Annotated in this window: 16 protein-coding genes; all 16 read right to left on the bottom strand. The window is 42.1% G+C overall.

Annotated elements, in window-relative coordinates; translation table 11 throughout:
- A partial coding sequence (locus AB4238_RS13460; protein ID WP_372033885.1) for an NAD(P)-binding protein occupies positions 1-2,730 on the bottom strand: 2,730 nt, incomplete at its 3' end.
- Positions 2,731-3,100: 370 nt separating this feature from the next.
- Positions 3,101-3,937 (bottom strand): RNA polymerase factor sigma-32, encoded by an 837-nt coding sequence (locus AB4238_RS13455; RefSeq protein ID WP_372033884.1) that lies wholly within the window; start codon positions 3,935-3,937, stop codon positions 3,101-3,103.
- Positions 3,938-4,473: 536 nt separating this feature from the next.
- Positions 4,474-5,691, bottom strand: coding sequence for an NADH:ubiquinone reductase (Na(+)-transporting) subunit F (gene nqrF, locus AB4238_RS13450; RefSeq protein ID WP_371993975.1), 1,218 nt, complete (start codon positions 5,689-5,691; stop codon positions 4,474-4,476).
- Between the two features lie 53 nt (positions 5,692-5,744).
- Complete coding sequence (gene nqrE / locus AB4238_RS13445) at positions 5,745-6,353, bottom strand: NADH:ubiquinone reductase (Na(+)-transporting) subunit E (RefSeq protein WP_020912964.1); 609 nt, start codon at positions 6,351-6,353, stop codon at positions 5,745-5,747.
- Positions 6,354-6,361: 8 nt separating this feature from the next.
- Positions 6,362-6,985 carry an NADH:ubiquinone reductase (Na(+)-transporting) subunit D gene (locus AB4238_RS13440; RefSeq protein WP_371993973.1) on the bottom strand — a complete coding sequence of 208 codons (624 nt, stop codon included), beginning with the start codon at positions 6,983-6,985 and terminating at the stop codon, positions 6,362-6,364.
- A complete protein-coding gene (locus AB4238_RS13435; protein ID WP_372033883.1) occupies positions 6,985-7,767 on the bottom strand; it encodes a Na(+)-translocating NADH-quinone reductase subunit C in 783 nt (260 codons plus the stop codon). Before AB4238_RS13435 ends, AB4238_RS13440 begins: the two co-directional genes overlap by 1 nt.
- Positions 7,767-7,916 carry a hypothetical protein gene (locus AB4238_RS13430; RefSeq protein WP_372033882.1) on the bottom strand — a complete coding sequence of 50 codons (150 nt, stop codon included), beginning with the start codon at positions 7,914-7,916 and terminating at the stop codon, positions 7,767-7,769. The genes AB4238_RS13435 and AB4238_RS13430 overlap by 1 nt, the downstream gene beginning before the upstream one ends.
- Positions 7,906-9,120 (bottom strand): NADH:ubiquinone reductase (Na(+)-transporting) subunit B, encoded by a 1,215-nt coding sequence (locus tag AB4238_RS13425; protein ID WP_372033881.1) that lies wholly within the window; start codon positions 9,118-9,120, stop codon positions 7,906-7,908. The genes AB4238_RS13430 and AB4238_RS13425 overlap by 11 nt, the downstream gene beginning before the upstream one ends.
- The gene (locus AB4238_RS13420) at positions 9,120-10,481 is read right to left on the bottom strand and encodes a Na(+)-translocating NADH-quinone reductase subunit A (RefSeq protein ID WP_372033887.1); all 1,362 of its coding nucleotides are present in this window, start codon (positions 10,479-10,481) and stop codon (positions 9,120-9,122) included. The genes AB4238_RS13425 and AB4238_RS13420 overlap by 1 nt, the downstream gene beginning before the upstream one ends.
- A gap of 522 nt (positions 10,482-11,003) precedes the next feature.
- Entirely contained in the window at positions 11,004-12,308 is a 1,305-nt protein-coding gene (locus tag AB4238_RS13415) for a serine hydrolase domain-containing protein (RefSeq protein ID WP_372033880.1), read from the bottom strand.
- Between the two features lie 407 nt (positions 12,309-12,715).
- Complete coding sequence (locus AB4238_RS13410) at positions 12,716-13,990, bottom strand: ABC transporter permease (RefSeq protein ID WP_372033879.1); 1,275 nt, start codon at positions 13,988-13,990, stop codon at positions 12,716-12,718.
- Positions 13,987-15,186 carry an efflux RND transporter periplasmic adaptor subunit gene (locus tag AB4238_RS13405; RefSeq protein WP_372033886.1) on the bottom strand — a complete coding sequence of 400 codons (1,200 nt, stop codon included), beginning with the start codon at positions 15,184-15,186 and terminating at the stop codon, positions 13,987-13,989. Before AB4238_RS13405 ends, AB4238_RS13410 begins: the two co-directional genes overlap by 4 nt.
- Positions 15,187-15,212: 26 nt before the next feature.
- Positions 15,213-16,379: an efflux RND transporter periplasmic adaptor subunit gene (locus AB4238_RS13400; RefSeq protein WP_372033878.1), complete on the bottom strand. Its 1,167-nt coding sequence runs from the start codon at positions 16,377-16,379 to the stop codon at positions 15,213-15,215.
- Entirely contained in the window at positions 16,376-17,440 is a 1,065-nt protein-coding gene (locus AB4238_RS13395; RefSeq protein ID WP_372033877.1) for an HlyD family secretion protein, read from the bottom strand. Before AB4238_RS13395 ends, AB4238_RS13400 begins: the two co-directional genes overlap by 4 nt.
- Positions 17,406-18,092: an ABC transporter ATP-binding protein gene (locus tag AB4238_RS13390; protein WP_372033876.1), complete on the bottom strand. Its 687-nt coding sequence runs from the start codon at positions 18,090-18,092 to the stop codon at positions 17,406-17,408. The genes AB4238_RS13395 and AB4238_RS13390 overlap by 35 nt, the downstream gene beginning before the upstream one ends.
- Before the next feature lie 388 nt (positions 18,093-18,480).
- On the bottom strand, positions 18,481-18,870 hold the full coding sequence (locus tag AB4238_RS13385) for a hypothetical protein (RefSeq protein ID WP_372033875.1): 390 nt from the start codon (positions 18,868-18,870) through the stop codon (positions 18,481-18,483).
- Between the last annotated feature and the right edge of the window lie 152 nt (positions 18,871-19,022).

Raw genomic sequence — 19,022 nt, 5'->3', positions numbered from 1 at the left:
CTCAACAGGTAGTGCAGAGCAAAAATAGCTAGCATTTTTGGGTTGAGTGCCCTGCCAGTCTTCCATCTTAATCAAATGCGTTAACGACGCCCAAGTATCAAACGGTTCAGTAAACCCAGACAGTACAGGCTCTTCGCCATTATCAGGCCTTAAAGGCCAGCCCATGCCCGCTAAATCTTGATCCAGCCACAGTTGATAAGCCTGCGTGGCAACCGTTTTTACTTTCTCAACACTTTTGCTTAAGGCTTCACTTTGCTCCATGACCTCTTTAGCTACATGAGGCACAGAGCCAATAGACAAACCAAATATCACCTTGTCAAAATCTTTACCCTTTACTAGCCGCTTTTTAGGCAATGGCTGTCCATAATGGGCCTGATAAACCTCCTGCCAATTACTCCAGAAATGCTCCAAATTAACATCATGTTGCTTAATCAATTGAGCTTGCGTTTCATCGAGTTCTTCGAGTTTAGGTTGGCTTGGCCAACAATCAAGCCCCTTAACATCAACAAGTGGCGAGTACGATTCAACGCCCTGCTTTAGTGCCACTTGCTCTGTGATCTCTATCGCCTGAATACTGTGGTTCACACACTCTAAATTATCGACTTGATTAAAGAAGTGAAAATTAACTCCACGACGTTTAAGCACTTCATAGTAAGGCGTAAAGACGGTATCGCCCATACCAGCCTGCATCTCCCACATCACCCCGCCTTGGTAGCACAGCGCAATCCGCATCATTGAACGGATAATGGTGCCGGCTTCCAAGTTAGGATTATCAAAATTGCCTTTTTCATAGGCAAACACCAGATCGTAAAAACCACGCACTGGCGCAGAATCGACAGTAAAGGTTTGATTCGCACCGTGCTTAGTTAACCACTCACGGTAGTCATAATCGTTAATAACATCAAAGCCATGCTTAAATACATCATCAACGAACATGCCTTTTAAGATGGTTAAACCCAGATCAGCTGCAATATATAATCTACGCAGTTCATCATTAGTCTCTAACTTATCAACAAAACGCTCTTCTAAGCGCGACCTAAATGCATCCACCGCAGATTCAACAAAACCGCCCTCATCTTCAGTATCATGATGGTGCGCTTCACAATCTCGGCCAATCATTTGATTAAAGTGACATTCAAGCTTATCGGCCAGTGACGACAAGCTCTCTTTAGCGTCATCTATCGAGTCTTCTATTTTGTCATTTAGTTCTTCAAACCATTCGCGGCTAAACCAGTGAACCGGTCTGGCTAACTCTTTCGTCTTAGCGGTATCTTCATCTTCCAGGGAATCAAGCAAGTCATCCATCTCAGTTAGCCAATGACGGATCCAGCTAAAGGCTGCCTTGACGACTTTCCAAAGCGTTAATACTTCAGTGCTATCTCCTGGGATCCCACTGCGCTCTGGAAACTGAATGGGCCAACTGTCTGAATCACCACCAACATCCTCTTGCAACACAATAAAATTATGTGGTTTAAAGGCATCTAAGAAAGTGGCTAGCGGCGTACCAGCGGGCCTATCGAGTTCTTCATAAGCCTTACGCATCAAATTGAAGGCATTTTGATAAAAACCAAACCAGATATGCAGTCCATGCTCTTCGATACGTTGACCTTTTTCAGCATTACGTCCACTAGCGCCTTTCCCGCCAATACGCCAGCCCATCTGATAAACATCAATTTCATAGCGATTCTGCCAACCAGGCTGTTCGGTCAAGCATGCGGCCGCAGTCATTGCCGCCACACCACCACCTAAAATAGCGATTTTTTCTTTTTTTATGCTTGAGTTATCAACTAATACTTCACCTTGAGGGACTTCAAAATCGAAGTTAACATGGTAAGGCAGCAATACATTTTGTTCTCCTAGTTCAACGCCTAACGACTCTTTAAATGAAAAAGAGGCATTATCAAACACAGTCGCTAGCAAATCATTTTCTAGTAACGAAATAGAGTGCACTTTATTGACTTTAGCCGGCGCTGCTGTAATCGCTTGATAAACGGCTTTATCGCCAGCATTGTCAGGTAGTTGCTTTAGAAACACTTGGTCTATGGCAGGTTTAAATAACAAACTAAATAACTGCTTCACACCCAATTTATCGAGTTCAGGGATAAAGTCGGTCTGCGCTTTAAATAGATCCCAAGTCTGTCCTATTGCCTCTAAAGCTGATAAATGATGTTCTTCAGCGGCTTCGCAGTCAACACTTAATAACGGATGCATTGCCAATTCGCTATCTTGTGAGAAATGCTTAAAACTTTTAGCAGAAAGGCTGAGCTTAGTTAGCGGTTCTCCAACTTCAGGCATCTCGTATTCACACATGTACTTAGGGTAACCGAATAACTCACGTCCATTAATGAGTGCCATCGCGTCATTAACGAATATGTGCAGCGGATGAAAATAGACATGGCTGATATCATCACTGTCACTGCTATTTTGGCGGCCCACCATGACCCAAGTAACAATGTCTGTTTCTTGGATCCAGCCCTTGTCTCTATCTTCTGGGTATTCAGAGTAGGCTTTATCAACCCGAGTAAAACTGGTTAACACATATGGCGAAAGTACTTTAAAGTACATCGTACTGCCTGCCACTTGATTAAGGCACTTATCAATCGAGCACTGTAGGTTGGCCATTTTTCCTTTCATAAAAAAGCCGTACATATCTGCTTTACTTAAAATCAGTGGCGAGTGCATTAACATTGAGCCGGGGGGATAGATGAAGTTGGGGCGTTGAGCGTCCATTGCCTAGATCCTTGCTGGTAAAGAGTAGTGATTTCGCCCGTACTTTGCTGCTCGGGCTTTTTAGAAAACAAACTTCCCAGTAAGCTAATTTATTTAGCGTTAAATAACAATAATGATTGGCTAATAATCCACCTTAAGATATTGAACTTCATTCATAAAAAGATTAATACTATGAAAATTGAATTCAAAATAAAGACAAGCCTTCCTTGGCAGGCAGAAGCTGAAGATATAGCTTACAACACTCGAGCATAGGCAATAGCGAACATCTTCAATCACTGACTTGTCATATGCGACTTACGAGCCTCAAGGCTAAGTATCGAGCGCCCCCCCAGTAGATATACGTTAATCGAATACAAACTAGGATGAAAAACTAGTGATACATAGACTTATCTTCAGCTTGTTTAATCGCTGAAAATGCCTCTTGCTCCAGCTGACGGATCCGTTCAGCAGACACATCATAAGTTAGCAATAATTCTGTTAAGGTAGTTTTCTTATTGGATAACCAGCGAGAGTGAATAATATTTCGACTTCTGTCATTCAGTGTTTTGAGCGTACCCATAAGCTTAGATTTATTATGCTGCTGCCACTGTTCCTCTTCAATATTCTCAGCAAGGTTTGAGGATGCATCGATAACATACGCTTTTTGAGCGCCCTCTTCACCATCCTCATTCAGTGTTGAATCAAAGTTATCATCACGTGCAGCCATTCTCGCCTCCATCTCTTCAACGGTGTCGACTGGTATATCTAGCTTTTCAGCAAGTGCGATTGCCTCTTGCTTACTAAACCAACCCTGATGGGTTTTGTGACTTCGAAGATTAAAAAATAGCTTGCGCTGATCTTTAGTAGTCGCAACTTTGACTAGTCGCCAATTCTTCAATACATACTCACAGATCTCGGCTTTTATCCAATGTACAGAAAACGTCGATAAACGGACTCCTGCGCGGTAGTCGAATTTCTTTACCGCTTTTAGTAACCCTATATTTCCCTCTTGGATCAGATCTTCAAAAGGTAAACCGTAGCCTTTAAATCCTTTTGCTATATGAAGCACAAAACCGAGCAGTGAAGTACTCAACTTATCCAAGTAATACTTGCCTCCAGTTTCACTATAGCGTTTTGCGAGTTCACGCTCTGCTTCAGCGTCTAAACGCGGAATACTTCGAGCAAATTGAATGTAACTATCTACGCTTGATGAATTAGACGATGACATATTAAAACCTTCCATATTTAAATTTGTAGCCGTATCACGCTCTCTTCAGCACATATGGCAGATACAAGGAACATGAATAGAGAGCAAAAGTAATGAGCAAGCCAATGATGATTTAGCACTGCCCCGTTGAATATGGTTGAGAAGTTTAAACAGCTTACGAATCAATAAATAAATGAAACATAATCAATAGCTAAAACAGTAACAACAATAAATCAAGTTATTGATATTTAATAATTTAAATTCACCAGGAACAAAACCAAGAATAAGCGATACTTTTTAGAAAGGAGGATAAAAGTGAAACTAAACAGATGTGATAGAAGGGTGCTACCAGTTATTTATATCGACATCACGATAAAGAAAAATGCACTTATCGATCAGTGTGTCCTTAGTTAAACTCTAAAGCACACCGTTTACAGTTTGAATTCGTTAAACCTGTAGCGGTAGCACAATTTAAGTACATAGACTAAACGAAAGTTCTAGATAAAAAAACGCAGCTAACATAGCTGCGTTTTCTTATTTAAACGATTGAGCTTCTCTTAATCACCGAAATCATCAAGTAGAATGTTTTCAGGCTCAACACCTAAACTTTCTAGCAAGTTAATCACTGACGAGTTCATGATAGGAGGGCCACACATATAGAACTCACAATCTTCCGGCGCTTTATGGTCACGCAAGTAATTTTCAAACAGTACATTGTGAATAAAGCCCGTGTAACCGGTCCAGTTATCTTCAGGTAACGGATCAGATAGCGCGACATGCCAAACAAAGTTTTCATTCTCAGCAGCTAACATGTCGAAATCTTCTTGGTAGAACACTTCACGTGTTGAACGAGCACCGTACCAAAAACTCATCTTGCGTTGCGTCTTTTTGCTCTTTAGCTGATCGAAGATATGTGAACGCATTGGTGCCATACCCGCACCACCACCAACAAAAATCATTTCGGCATCGGTCTCTTTAACGAAGAACTCACCAAATGGACCTGAGATAGTCACCATATCACCGGCCTTTAGGTTAAAGATGTACGATGACATTTTACCCGGAGCCACTTTGTCATTAGGTGGCGTCGCAATACGTACGTTAAGCATGATACGCCCCTTTTCATCAGGGTAGTTAGCCATCGAATAAGCACGTAAAACATCCTCATCGACTTTTGAGACTAGCTTAAACAGCTCGTACTTCTCCCAATCATCACGATACTCAGCGGGAATATCAAAGTCTGCATAATTGACAGTATGCGCAGGTGCTTCAATTTGAATATAACCACCCGCTTTGAAAAGAACGTCTTCGCCCTCTGGTAGTTTCAGCAATAACTCTTTAATGAAAGTCGCAGTGTTATTGTTAGAAATAACTTCACATTGCCACTTCTTAACGCCAAAGATCTCCTCTTCAACCTCAAGCTCCATATCCGTTTTAACTGAGACCTGACAGGCTAAACGGCAACCCTCTTTTGCCTCTTTCTTACTGATATGATCACGTTCTGTCGGCAAAATATCGCCACCGCCAGATTTTACAGTCACCCGACATTGGCCACATGTACCGCCTCCGCCACAAGCTGACGGAATGAAAATGTTTTTGCCCGCTAACGCGCCGAGCAGTTTGTCGCCCGCTGCTGTTGAAATACTTTTTTCAGCATCATCATTAATACGGATATTAACATCACCCGTAGAAACCAATTTACTTTTGGCGAATAAAATCACCATGACCAACATGCTTACCACTACGGTGAACATGCCGATACCAATTGCCATTTCCATCGAATTTACCTTTTGTTTAATTCGTTTTCATTAAGCTGCTTAACTAAACAGGCTTAAATAGAAATACCAGAGAAAGCCATAAAGCCTAGTGCCATCAAACCGGTGGTAATAAATACAATACCTATGCCCTGCAGGCCTTCAGGTATTGCATGGAATTTCATCCGCTCACGTAATCCAGCGAGCATCACAATCGCCATTGCCCAGCCAAAGCCTGAACCTGCTGCGAACACCACCGACTCTCCCAGTGAGTAATCACGGTTTGCCATAAAGATAACACCGGCGAAAATCGCGCAGTTTACCGTTAGCAAAGGTAAGAAAATACCAAGAGAGTCATACAATGCTGGAATGTACTTATCTAAAAACATCTCTAAGATCTGTACCAAGGCTGCAATCACCCCAATAAAGGTAATTAACTGCAAATAGCTTAAATCTAATGCTGGGTAACCTGCCCAAGCTAGCGCACCAGGCGCTAAGACATTGGCATAAATGATTTGGTTAAGTGGCACAGCTAAAGTCATTACCACGATAACCGCTATCCCCAAACCAAAGGAGGTCGACACTTTCTTAGACACGGCTAAAAAAGTACACATTCCCATGAAGAATGACAGCGCCATGTTGTCGATAAACGCAGCCTGAATAAACAGGTTTATATAATGTTCCATATCGCCTACTACCCTCGCTTACGCTGAATGACGTTAATTGACCAGATCATCAAACCAATTAAGAAGAACGCACTTGGTGGTAGCTTGAACATCTCATTAGCTAAATACCAACCGCCGTTTTCAACGGTTTGTAAAATTTCATGGCCAAACAAGGTACCACTACCCAGTAGTTCACGAACAAACGCCACACCCAATAAGATCACGCCGTATCCCATTGCATTACCAACAGCATCAACCACAGCGAGATGTGGTGGATTCTTCATTGCAAATGCTTCAGCACGTCCCATGATGATACAGTTAGTAATAATCAATCCAACAAATACTGACAGCTGGCGCGATAGCTCATATGCAACATCTTGCAGTACCATATCAACAATAATCACTAATGAAGCAATGACTGTCATTTGCGCAATAATTCGCACGCTATTAGGTATAAGAGAGCGTATGCTAGAGATGATTAAATTTGAAAATACCAGTACAAATGTCACGGCGATTGTCATCACTAATGCGGTTTGCATTGAGTTACTAACAGCTAGCGCAGAACATACCCCTAGCACTTGCATAGCTACTGGGTTATTGCTGAAAATAGGACTGGTTAAAATGTCACGAGTTGATGCAGTTTGAGTACTCATCACTTAGCCTCCGACGCTTTTAGCTTATTTAGGAAGGTTTCAAACCCATCAGCACCAAACCAAAACTGCACAGCTCGCTGAACTCCCCGGCCAGTCATAGTTGCTCCACTGACGGCATCGACACCATGAACATCTCCGGCTTTTGCACCGCCTTTAACCACTTTGAAAGAGACTTTTCCTTTCTCGTTAAATAACTGCTTACCATGCCATTTGTCGGTCCACTCTGGGTCGTTAAGGAAATCACCAATACCCGGAGTTTCACCATGTTCATAAAACACGACATTTTCAATAGTATTAAAGTCAGGTTGCAACGCCACATAACCATAAACCATCGACCATAATCCTTTACCGTAAATAGGTAAAACAACGGCCTCTAGCTGGTTATTATCGTCAAAGACTTTGAATACTCGTACTTGGTTAGCACGGGTTTTGATTTTGGCTTTATCTTGCTTTTTCTCAAGCTTAACTGATGTTTCTGGGTTAATTGCCGCCATTTTGTCATCAAAATCTAGCACGTTAATTTCAGAACCAGTGACAACATCGCCAGAATTGAGAGTTACCAATAAAGGCTTAACGTCTTTGTCGAATATCGCTCTGAAGCCTTTATCCGCAATATCGACATCAGCAGCTATTAAGACGTTGCGTTTAAGCTCGTCACGCTTTTTAACCAGTTTGCGCTCTTTTAGAAGCTCTGCTGTACCGGTGATCATAAATGAACACAATAAGCAGAGGGTCACGGTGAAAATCATCGTGCCCAAAAATGAATCTTTCTTAAATGCCATTACGCTTTATTCCCCGTATTGACCTGCTTTGCACTTTTAGGCATACGATAGAGTAGGTACTCAAATATCGCTTCCCACAATTTAGCTAATAACATCGCAGGCATAGCTATTGTAGTAGCACTGCCTTTTTGTTTACTGTTAAAGACCATTGCGTTTTAGTCTCCGTTTTATGTTGGCTTTGGCGACTAGGTAATCAAAGATTGGCGCCCATAAGTTGGCGAACAATATCGCGAGCATCACACCTTCAGGCATTTTTGGATTAACAACGCGAATAAGCACGGTAATAAAACCAATTAACAAGCCATAAGCGACTTTGCCTTTACGGGTATAAGATGTGGTCACTGGATCTGTTGCCATAAACATCATTGCGATTGCAAAACCACCGGTTACTAGATGCCAAGTCCATGGCATAGCAAACAGTTCATTTTTAGATGAACCTATAAGGTTAAATAGTGTGGCTGTCGCTATCATCCCTGCAAGTACACCCGCTACGATACGCCAATCAGCAAGACGGGTAAGGATTAAGAAGCCGCCGCCGATGAGCAATGCTAAAGTGCTGGTTTCACCAATCGCGCCCACTGTAAAACCAAAGAATGCATTCCACCAGTTAGGATCGGCAAACGCTTCATACCATGCATAATCAGCAAAGCTCATCTTACCTGCTGCAGTTTGCATTAACGTTGTCGCACCAGAGAAGCCATCTACGGCAACGAGTTGAGTAACAGCGGTAACCTGTGATGGATAGGCAAAATAGATAAATGCTAGACCTGCTAATGCGGGGTTAAGGAAGTTGTATCCCATGCCACCGAACACCTCTTTTGCCATAATGACACCAAAGGTGATCCCCATTGCCACTAACCAAAGCGGTGTAGAAACAGGCAAGATCAAGGTAAATAGCAACGCAGTCACAAAGAAGCCTTCGTGTAGTTCTTGACCGCGCACCTTAGCAAATACCATTTCCCAAAATAGGCTTACTAACAGCGCTGTAATGTAGATCGGCGCATACAAGCTTAAGCCATAAATAACTAAACCAATAAAGCCGGTTTGCTCTGTCATGCCGCCAAAAATGGCATTAAATGGGATAAGCTGCCATACACTAGAAGCTTCTAAACCCGATGCAACTGCGATCTGTGCTTGAAGACCGATGTTGTATATACCGAACAAGATGGCAGGCAGTAAACATAAACCGACAATCGTCATCGTTCTTTTTACATCGATGGCATCTCGAACATGTACTTTACCTTTAGTACTTCGTCCATGAGCCACTAGTAAAGAGTGCAAATAGCCCTTTACTGAGTTACCCGGTGCATAATAATCCTCATGAATATCGGGCTTTTTATCTTGTTGACTCATCAACCTTCCCTCTCAATAATTTCTAAACAAGCACGCAGCTCTTTACCAAAATCGTACTTGCCGGGACACACAAAGGTACATAATGCTAAATCTTCTTCATCAAGTTCCAATGCACCTAGGGCTTGCGCTTCATCTGTGTCTCTAACGACAAGATCACGTACTAATAGTGTTGGCAAAACATCGAGTGGCATCACTCTGTCAAGTTGACCAAATGCCATCATTGCACGAGCCGAACCACCGGTATGGGTGGTTAAGTTAAATAGTTTGTTAGCGCCTTTAAGACGTGATGTAACCGCACGAGTGATGGAGAATTTTTCAGATCCACCTCTTACCCACGGCAATAGGTGGTGTTGTGAATCTTCTTGAAGCACACTAACCTGATTATGAAAACGACCAAGGAAATCGTGGACGCCAAAAGCAGTGTGGCCCGATAAGACAGAACCAGAAACCACTCGAGAGTTACCTGCTTGCAGCTCACCAGCGACCACTTCAGATAAACAAGCACCGGTTTGAACGCGAATTAATCGCGGCTCGATAACATCTGGCCCAGCGAGAGAAATAACTCGGTCAGTATAGATCTCACCGGTTATAAATAGCTTGCCGTAAGCGATGACATCTTGATAACCCAAATGCCAAACAGGACGTTCGAGGCTAGCGGGCAGAACAAAGTGAATATGCGTACCGACTAAACCTGCGGGATGGACCCCTTCAAAATAATGATTACTGACATGAGGCAATTCACTGCCAGGTAGCTTCTCGCCAGGCGCTTGACTTAAATGAACTTTACCATCGGTAAGTTTACCTAAAACAGCAAGTCCAGCCGCAAACGCATCAGCTTGCTCAGCAATAACAATTAAAGGATTCGCTGCTAATGGGTTGCTGTCCATTGCACTCACAAAAATGCCCGCTGGCGCAGTATCTAAATGAGGAACTCGTGAAAAAGGTCGGGTGCGCAATGCTGTCCACAAGCCACTATCGACGAGTTTAGCTTGGACTTGGCTACGACTTAACTCTTGAATATCTTCATCAATACCAAAATGAATCGAATCGCCTTGATTGCATTCAATGACAATAGACTGAAAAAGCCTACGTTCACCACGGTTGATAGCTTTGATTTTGCCACTTGCAGGTGCAGTATACTTAACACCAATATTCTTTTTATCTTCAAAAAGAACTTGCCCTTTTTGCACCAGCTCACCGATTTCAACTAACATCGTTGGTTTTAAGCCAACATATTCCTCTCCCAAAAGTGCAACATGGGAGCAGGATTTGCTAGCGTCAACAACCTGCTTTGGCTCGCCAGCAATTGGCACGTCGAGGCCTTTTTTCACTGTTATAACTGGGTTTGAATAACCTGTCATCACAAACATCAACCGTTAAATAATTGGATGACTAATAGTAGTTGTTTGTTAACTAATATTCCACGTTTGACATCACACTTCGTAGCGTATTTTGTAAGTTACATACACAAAGTGGCTCATCAAAGCCTATATAAAGTAAATTCTTCATATACAGTTAACTCAACCAACCAATAGTGTAACTTTACAACAGGAATGAGTTAAAAACATCAAAGAAGGAAAGCTGCTCAACTTTGCAAAAACGGTTATTAATTTGAACTCTAGCGTTTACTCTCACGCTGAGGCACTTTCTAAGCGGCTATATAGAGCTATCGATTACCCGGTTAACGAATAGCAGTGGATATCACTAAACAAACAAAAAAGCGCTGTTAACAACATCTAACAAAGCTACATCAATTTGACTGTTTAGCTATCAATAATACCTAACAACTTTTTGACAATAAAGCTGTGCCACCACAACACATATGCCAATCAAAGATCTGTGTCCTCCTAGAACGCAAATCAACACAACTTTAGCAATCTAGTCTACAACTGTTTGACGTTCTGTTTGGCTGCAATCTGGCTCACGAAAGAAGTCACAAGCTGCATCACTTCTTCTGAATTACGTTGCCCACCTGATAAATAGTTTGGATTTGCGGTGGTTACAATTGAAGTACTTAGTTGTGGTACGTTTACGATATATTGCCCGCCAAAACCTGTGGCTTTATAAGCATCAATACCTGCGATTTTAAACCTCTCCCACAAATATCCGTAATGTTCGCCACCTGAGATCATCTCGTTTGGAAAATCGCCCTCTAATGAACGTGTTATCCATTGTTCACTGACAATCTGCTGCTGTCGATACATGCCCTTATTTAAATAAAGCCGTCCTATCTGCAGCATTTCTCGCGGCGTTAAAAACATATCGGAGCCCCCCATATAGATCCCTTTCTGCGATTTATACCAAACAACACCGGTAATGTTTAACGGGTGAAAGAGGTACAAATTGGCAAAAGTTAATGTATCCATGCCAGTTGCTTTGGTTAACACAGCCGATAGTAAGTGGGCTTGCACTGTGCTGAAGCTATAAAATTCTCCAGCTTTACCACTCATCTTGAGCTCAGATATTGCACGTACCCAATCAATAGAATCCCAAATAGGATGCTGACCAAATTGGAAGTCGAACTTCTCGTTAAATTCTAGCCCTGCTCTCATATTGAGCAGATCACGTACAGTGATCTGTTCTTTTAATTTGTTCTCATGAAACTCTTTATGATTTGGCAAGAATTGGGCAATCTTTTCATCAAGATCCACGATAAATTTCTTTTCTATTGCGATGCCAACAAGAATGGATAATAAGCTTTTGTTAACCGACTTTATATTGGCCATTGTATTTTTATCTAATTGATTAAAATATTCTTCAGTCAGGAGTTTACCGCCACTATAAACCAGTATCGAATTCAGTTGGGGGCAGTGCTTAGCTTTAGCTATTAACCCAGGAAAGTAGGAAGAGTTGCTTGCTGATATGCTATCGAACTCTTTCGCAAATTCTAAATTAGACAATTTTGAGTTATAGATCAATGCAGAAGCTCGCGGCGCTTCGGCGATAGCGTTTAGCCGAATAGGTATCGGCTCTCCCTGCCACATAAACAGACCTTCAATGGATTGACCATCATAATGTAGTTGCCCTCTAAGCGATGCATCTACTGTAGGCATATCGATCAAGATCTGATCAGCATCAGAAGTAATTGAAGCAGGGATCCTCATCCAACCACTATCAGGCACATCTAAGTGCGCAGTTAGAATCTGCTCTTCATTTCCCTTAATGGTCAAAACAAGTCGTTGTTCCACGCCATGTTCAACAATCGCTCCTTGTCAAACGCCTTCTGCAAGTAGGTTGGCATATCCATTACAACTAAATAATAGCAATGACAAAAAAGCCAAAATATGTTGACAATAATTACTCATTATAAAATCCCTTTACTCGAGTCAAAGTTATATTTTTATTGAAGTTATTGTTATTTTCCTTTCATCGGCAGGAAATACAATTAGTGTTAAAGCCACTGATATTGTTGCACCGAGCAGAAACAGCAAAGTGAGTTCTACTCACCTTCAACTAATGCCCCACCAAGGGATACACATTAGATCGTAAATGTAACTCCAAGACGACGCATTCGATTAGAATGTATAAAAGTAAACAAAAGGGAGTCATTCCATTTAACTCCCCTTAAGCTTAAAGCAGTTTGAAACAGCACTACTTAATCCCGTTGCAACGCCACAATAGGGTCAAGTTTGGCAGCCTTTTTAGCAGGATATAAGCCAAAACCGACACCGATAGTCATACAAACTCCCAGCGCGAGTACAATAGCGAAAGGAGACCAAGCTACTGGCCAACCCGCTGCAGAAGAGATCACCAACGCCAACAATAACCCAACGCCAATACCGATAATGCCCCCGGTTGCTGAGATTGCGATGCTTTCGATAAGAAATTGCCGTGCAATGTCCTTTCGTTTAGCGCCTAATGCTCTCAAAAGACCAATTTCGCCAGTTCTCTCGAGAATGGTTGCTAACATAATATTCATAATGCCGATCCCCCCCACCAACAGTGAAATCCCAGCAACACAAGCCATAACGATATTAAATATCTGCTGCGTCTTCTGATGCTGAGCTAACAGATCGGCAGGTACAACAACGTCAAAGTCTTTTTCACCGCCATGGCGGCGATTTAACAGATGCTGTAAGCTTTTGGAGGCTAGAGTCGGGTCGACACCATCAACCAGTGCTAATTTAAAAGAATCCAATTCACCTTCTAAATGCTTAAACTGCATCTTTTTCAGCGCTGTGCTCAGTGGGATAAAAACCTGATTACGCTCGCCACCTAATTTAACACCTTGAATCGTTGACTTGGTTCCCTCTTTTTCAGATAACACCCCAACAACCGTGAACCATTGATGATTCACTTTAACTAAACTGCCAATAGCATTACCTTGCGGGAACAGGCTTTGAGCAGCTTCAGGGCCGAGAACTGTAACTTGCTGAAAGTGCGATTCGTCTGTTTGGTTAAGCCTGCGCCCCTCGCCTAAATCTAAAGCACTTAAATCGAAATAACTTGGTGTGACACCTAAGACCTTTGCGTCACTGCGACCTTTAAGGCTAAACAAGCTAAAGACTTTAACGTTCTTTTCTGCGCTCCAATTTTCAACAAAAGGCAATGTGTCTGTTGCACTATCAATATCTCTAATGCTTAAGCCAACACTATGTTCACGTACTGACTTGAGTGCTTCCCCTTCTGTCGTTCGAGCATTAATAACAAGATTATTTACTCCCATCGATTCAATCATTTTCAGCGCTTCGCGCTCTGCACCTTCACCTACGCTGAGCATAGCGATGACGGCACCCACACCAAAGATCATCCCCAGAAGAGTGAGCAATGTGCGCAATTTGTGATGGCGCATTTCATCAAATGCTTGCTTTATACCGTCTAAGTATATCGGTAGGCTCGCTGAAGATGCCGTTGGTCTATTACCGGTCATACTCGATTCCTTTTCGGTGGTGTTGTTAAGGCAATCGTGTCGCCTTTTGCCAGTCCATCTTTAATAACAGTACGGTTTAAGCTGCGATTGCCCGGTTGTACCTTTTGTTTAATAAATCCGGCAGACGTTTTTAAATAGACCCAGTATTCACCAGATTTTTGAAATAACGCTTGATTCGGCACTGTAATGACATTCTGAAGGTCAAGAGCATGCACATTGGCGTTTACTTGTCTTCCCGGTTGCATAATCTTAACAATGGTCTTGTCGATACTGACTGTTAATTCAAAGTAATTAACAGGACTGTCTTTCTCTTTCGCTTTAGACAATGCATCTAATTGAGATACTTCACCAATAATCGGCATATCTGGATAAGCATCAAGATACAAAGTCACCGGTTTACCTATTGCGAGTCCTAATGCTTCAGATTCCAATACATACAGCTTTGCCTGCATTTTTGAGGTGTCAGGTAGCGTACCGATGGTCATGCCAGACCACATCATATCGCCGGCAACAGGTGGAACCCCATTCCAGCCCTCCTGAGCAACAAAAACACCATCGTGAGGAGCAATAATCTCCATTTGATTGAGATTATTAGAGTAGCGTGACATTTTGGCTTTATGGCCCTTTTGCTTGAGCTTAATTAACTCCTGCTCAGCATCTGCCTGTGAACCATGTTGTCCGATCCCCCAATTATAGAAGGTCATTTTAGCTTCTAAGTAATCTTGGTTGCGCATCTGATCAATAATATCTATCTTGGTATAAACACGTTCATCTTCACTAAAAAAGCGATCTGCTAGCTCACGCTCCTCCCCCGTCAGCTTGGTGTCCGTTGTCAACGTCTTATCAATGGTTTTATCTTTCTCCGTCTGGATCTGACTGTCTAAGCTTAAGCGATCGAAATCAAGCTTCTCCATTTCCAAACGATAGCTTTCTCTTGTTGAATCCATGGTAGCAACCACATCACCGGCTTTAACATTGCTAAAATTATCCATGATCCAAGCTAAAGACTGCGGTCCTCGAAGCCCTGACGGAACAGTAACCGTCGTTGAATTAGCAGCTTCAAGTTCTCCAGAAGCAGGAATATCAACTTTAAAATCAGACGCTGCTATTTCAAGTGTCAATACACCATCACTTTCTTGTTGGCTACAACCCATTGTGGCAATCAGTAGCAAACTACTTAGCGTGGCACCTAGCATTGCCCGTTTGTTTTTCAATAAATAATTCATGGCAGCAACACCTCATCGCCTTCGTTTAAACCTGATGCAATGACAACCTGCTCTTTACCCATGGCGCCAAGCGATACAAACTGTTTACTGTTACTAAATAAGCCCTGTGTGTAGACGTAAGCATTGCCACGCTCATAATGGATAGCATCGAGCGACAACAGCAATTGCTCATTATTATTGGCGATATCAATGCTAATTTTTGCCGTCATCCCCGGTCTCATCAACTCAGTATCAGCTTCGTTAATACTGGCTACAGCATCAAATATAACCAAAGGTACATCTTGATTCTTAACTCTAAATACGGCGCCTAGCTCTTTTATTTCACCGTTAAAGCTTCGTTCAGGGTTGGCATCTAACCTAATTTTTAGTTTTTGCCCGACTTTAACTCTGCCGGCCTCAACTTCAGGAATAGTCATGTTCACTTGCATATGCTTAAGATCTGGAATACTCAATAAGGTATTGCCATTAAACACATTCTGCCCCTCAGCGACTTTATTGCCTTGTTGATCATTGCCGTATACCACCATGCCACTGCGCGGTGCGATAAGAGTAAGAGATTGAATGCCTTTTTGTAGTGCAGCGACTTCAAGTTCAAATTTCTGCTTATCTCCTTCAAGCATCTTGACTCTTTGCTCTGCGCTTAAGCTTTCTAACTCTATTTTTTTATGGATTAACCCCACTCTATCGGTAGCAATAATGGCATCGCGTTGGTATTTTTTCTTGTCAATAACAGAGACTGTTTCATCAGAGATTTCAACTTTAAGTTGGCTTTTCTCTTGATTCATTTTAGCTTCAGCAAGCTCAAGCTTTAACTCTTCCAACTTTTTGGCATTACGCAACTTTGAAGTTTCGAGATCTTGCAGCGTCGTTTCCAAATTGGCACTTTTAACCGAAAGTCGCTGCGCAAGTTCTGAAGTATCAAGCTGAGCAACCCGATCGCCTTCACTAACATCGCTCCCCTCTGGCGCTAACATTTTTATCTGATACTGCCAGACCCGCCGAATAGCTGGCGGTTTTAAATTGACAGTATTAGACGATACTAACTCTCCTGTGACTTCGATCTGCTGGCTCAACACCCCCGATTCAACTTGGGTTACAACCGTATCCGAACAACCGACTAACAAGGTACTTATCAAGGATACTGCAACGAAAGTGCTCTTCATGATGTACTCCCAATAGGTTCAACTAACACACTCATTCCAGGAATAATCTTCACTCTGTCATCGTTAGAAAAAGTTATTTCAACTCTAAACCAATTGCTGTTTCCCCAAGCTGTTTGCTTTGTTGCTTGGCGGCCTATGCCTTGAACGGCACCATTAAGAGATATACTTGATTGCGAGTCCAATCTCAGACTAACTTCATTACCAATGTTCAACCTATCAACATCAACTTCATTGACCCAAGCAATCACTTCAAGTTCTTTCATCGCTGGAATAGTGGCCACCTGTCGGCCTATTTGCACCGAATCTCCCACTGCAAATTTTTTATCCGACCAAGGGTCGCGTCCATACAAAATAGGGCCATTGATAGTGGAAGTGATCTCTAATTGCTCTAAGCCTTTAAGCGACTGCTCCAACTCTCTTTGAGCTCGGGTTTTATCTATATGCAGTTGTGCAATTGATGCAGATCTTCTATCTGTAATCTCTTTTAAAGACTGCGCTTTTTTTGATAGTTCAGAAATCGCTTTGAGTTTATTAAACTGATTGTCAGCATAATCTTTAGCCGCAATAAAATCAGCGGGGATCCCAGCATCCAGCTCCGCTTTCTCCAGTTCTAGCCTCGCTTGCTTTAAATCGAATTCAGCTTGTAAGATCTGCGCATCGAGCTCTATAGATTGACTTTGCTCTTGCGCTGTCACCCTCAGTAAGCTCGCCTCTAACTGTTCGATTTTATTAGCAATGGCACTCTTATCAAAAATAACCACTACCTCACCTGCTTTAGCGATACTACCTTCCGGTAACATCCACTTAATTTGATAATACCAAGCGTCCCCGGCTTTGGGCACCATGATCGGCTGCGAAACAACAGAGGAAACCTTACCCGTTAATAGCAAAGGTGATAATTGCGATACCTGCTTAAATTGAGCGCTTTTTTCTAACTGCGACGATGTCGCAGGAGGCTCATTAGCGATAGCCAAATGCGGTGTGTAGCTCAAAAGTAGATAAAAAGCTGACTGATTTATTATCGTTTTAAGCTGCATTGGTCGACCTCTCTTCAATCTCAACGATATCTCCATCTCTCATGCGAATAATTCGTTGAGCATATGCGGCGACCTCCTCTTCATGAGTGACCAAAATAATGGTTTGTCCCGCTTTATGTAATTCAGTAAAAAGCGCCATTATCTCGACTGAGGTTTTACTATCAAGTGCACCCGTGGGTTCATCTGCCAACAGTATTGCTGGCTTATTAACTAAAGAGCGGGCGATTGCGACACGTTGTCTTTGTCCACCAGAGAGCTGATTAGGTCGATGATCATGCCGAGTACCAAGTCCCACTCTCGACAGAAGTTCATGGGCATAGCTTGAGTCTTGTTCTGGGTTTGCTGAGAACCTCAGCGGCAATAGCACATTCTGTAAGGCCGATAAGCGTGGCAGTAAATGAAAACTTTGAAACACAAAACCAATCTCTTTATTTCTGACCGCCGACAGAGCGTCATCATCAAGATCTTCGACTTCCTGATTATTTAAGCTATAGCTGCCAGATGTCGGTTTATCGAGACAACCGATAATGTTCATTAAGGTAGACTTACCTGAGCCTGAAGGCCCCATAATTGCAACGAATTCATTTTTAGTGATACTAAAACTCACTCCATTGAGTGCTTTTACACATGTATCACCCATGGGATATTCTTTTTTTAATTCATGGACTTCTATCATAATAATGCTCTTCATGTAGCAAATAACTCAGCCTGACTAACGACCTATAATACAACTAAAGGCGCATTAAAATAGCTAAGGCTTTGACAAAAATTTGTAAGTTAACGTGATATTTTCAAACTATCGAACGGTAGGATAAAACTTAAATATTTGAGGTGGGAGCAGCAGAAAATTCGGTAACAAAGATAAGCTTGTTTTAACGGCTATTGACATGGTTCATCCTGATTTAGTGGTTTCATTCCATTTGAAACATTTTTTATTATGCCAATAACCTACTGCTCTTGAATTGAAAAAACAAGGTATCTGTGGATGAAAACAATTCAAATAATTCATTTTCCCAGCATATCGGCATGTGGGACGCCCTTTTGTTGTTTGCAGGGAAATGTCACTATGTCAAAATAACACCAAGCATTGTCAAGATGGAGATACTCAGAAATAATATCCATTGAAACAAATGTTTAAATGGCCTTTCAAGATCACTCATAAGCCCAATATATAGCTGCCAAATGGCAAATAACCCAAAGTTTAGTGCTATAAAAGCCAGCATGCCAAAGCTTTGCATCTGCGAAACAGCCTCAAAAGCACAAGCCAGAAGTATCAAAGCTGATAACAACAAGAAGATTGAAATATAGTGAAATACGCAATACATGATGGTTTTTGCTACAGGTTCAAAATCAGCTTGTTGCATCGGCCCTAGAAAACGCCTTTTGCCGTATGTTAAGTGCCCGATACTGGTCAATGCCGCGAGTATTCCGGCAAGTAAAAAGTAGATATTCATCTCACGTCCTAATCCTAATGAGTCTGTCTAACACACCACTAGCCCTATCGATAAAGAGTAGCTGATCTAATGGTTATAGCATTAGTTAATAAGACAGACATTATCAGGAAAATCTTACAAAAAAAGAGAGCTTTTGCTTAATGCCGATCAGT

This window comes from Shewanella sp. 10N.286.45.A1 (assembly GCF_041470405.1).
Lineage (GTDB): Bacteria > Pseudomonadota > Gammaproteobacteria > Enterobacterales > Shewanellaceae > Shewanella.
Note: the sequence above shows the minus strand (reverse complement) of the source record. Positions and strands in the feature narration are given on the sequence as shown.

Coding starts and splice junctions, on each gene's coding strand:
- AB4238_RS13455 (WP_372033884.1), bottom strand. CDS start 3,937: ATGTCATCGTCTAATTCATCAAGCGTAGATAGTTACATTCAATTTGCT.
- nqrF (WP_371993975.1), bottom strand. CDS start 5,691: ATGGAAATGGCAATTGGTATCGGCATGTTCACCGTAGTGGTAAGCATG.
- nqrE (WP_020912964.1), bottom strand. CDS start 6,353: ATGGAACATTATATAAACCTGTTTATTCAGGCTGCGTTTATCGACAAC.
- AB4238_RS13440 (WP_371993973.1), bottom strand. CDS start 6,985: ATGAGTACTCAAACTGCATCAACTCGTGACATTTTAACCAGTCCTATT.
- AB4238_RS13435 (WP_372033883.1), bottom strand. CDS start 7,767: ATGGCATTTAAGAAAGATTCATTTTTGGGCACGATGATTTTCACCGTG.
- AB4238_RS13430 (WP_372033882.1), bottom strand. CDS start 7,916: ATGGTCTTTAACAGTAAACAAAAAGGCAGTGCTACTACAATAGCTATG.
- AB4238_RS13425 (WP_372033881.1), bottom strand. CDS start 9,120: ATGAGTCAACAAGATAAAAAGCCCGATATTCATGAGGATTATTATGCA.
- AB4238_RS13420 (WP_372033887.1), bottom strand. CDS start 10,481: ATGACAGGTTATTCAAACCCAGTTATAACAGTGAAAAAAGGCCTCGAC.
- AB4238_RS13410 (WP_372033879.1), bottom strand. CDS start 13,990: ATGACCGGTAATAGACCAACGGCATCTTCAGCGAGCCTACCGATATAC.
- AB4238_RS13405 (WP_372033886.1), bottom strand. CDS start 15,186: ATGCTAGGTGCCACGCTAAGTAGTTTGCTACTGATTGCCACAATGGGT.
- AB4238_RS13400 (WP_372033878.1), bottom strand. CDS start 16,379: ATGAAGAGCACTTTCGTTGCAGTATCCTTGATAAGTACCTTGTTAGTC.
- AB4238_RS13390 (WP_372033876.1), bottom strand. CDS start 18,092: ATGATAGAAGTCCATGAATTAAAAAAAGAATATCCCATGGGTGATACA.
- AB4238_RS13385 (WP_372033875.1), bottom strand. CDS start 18,870: ATGAATATCTACTTTTTACTTGCCGGAATACTCGCGGCATTGACCAGT.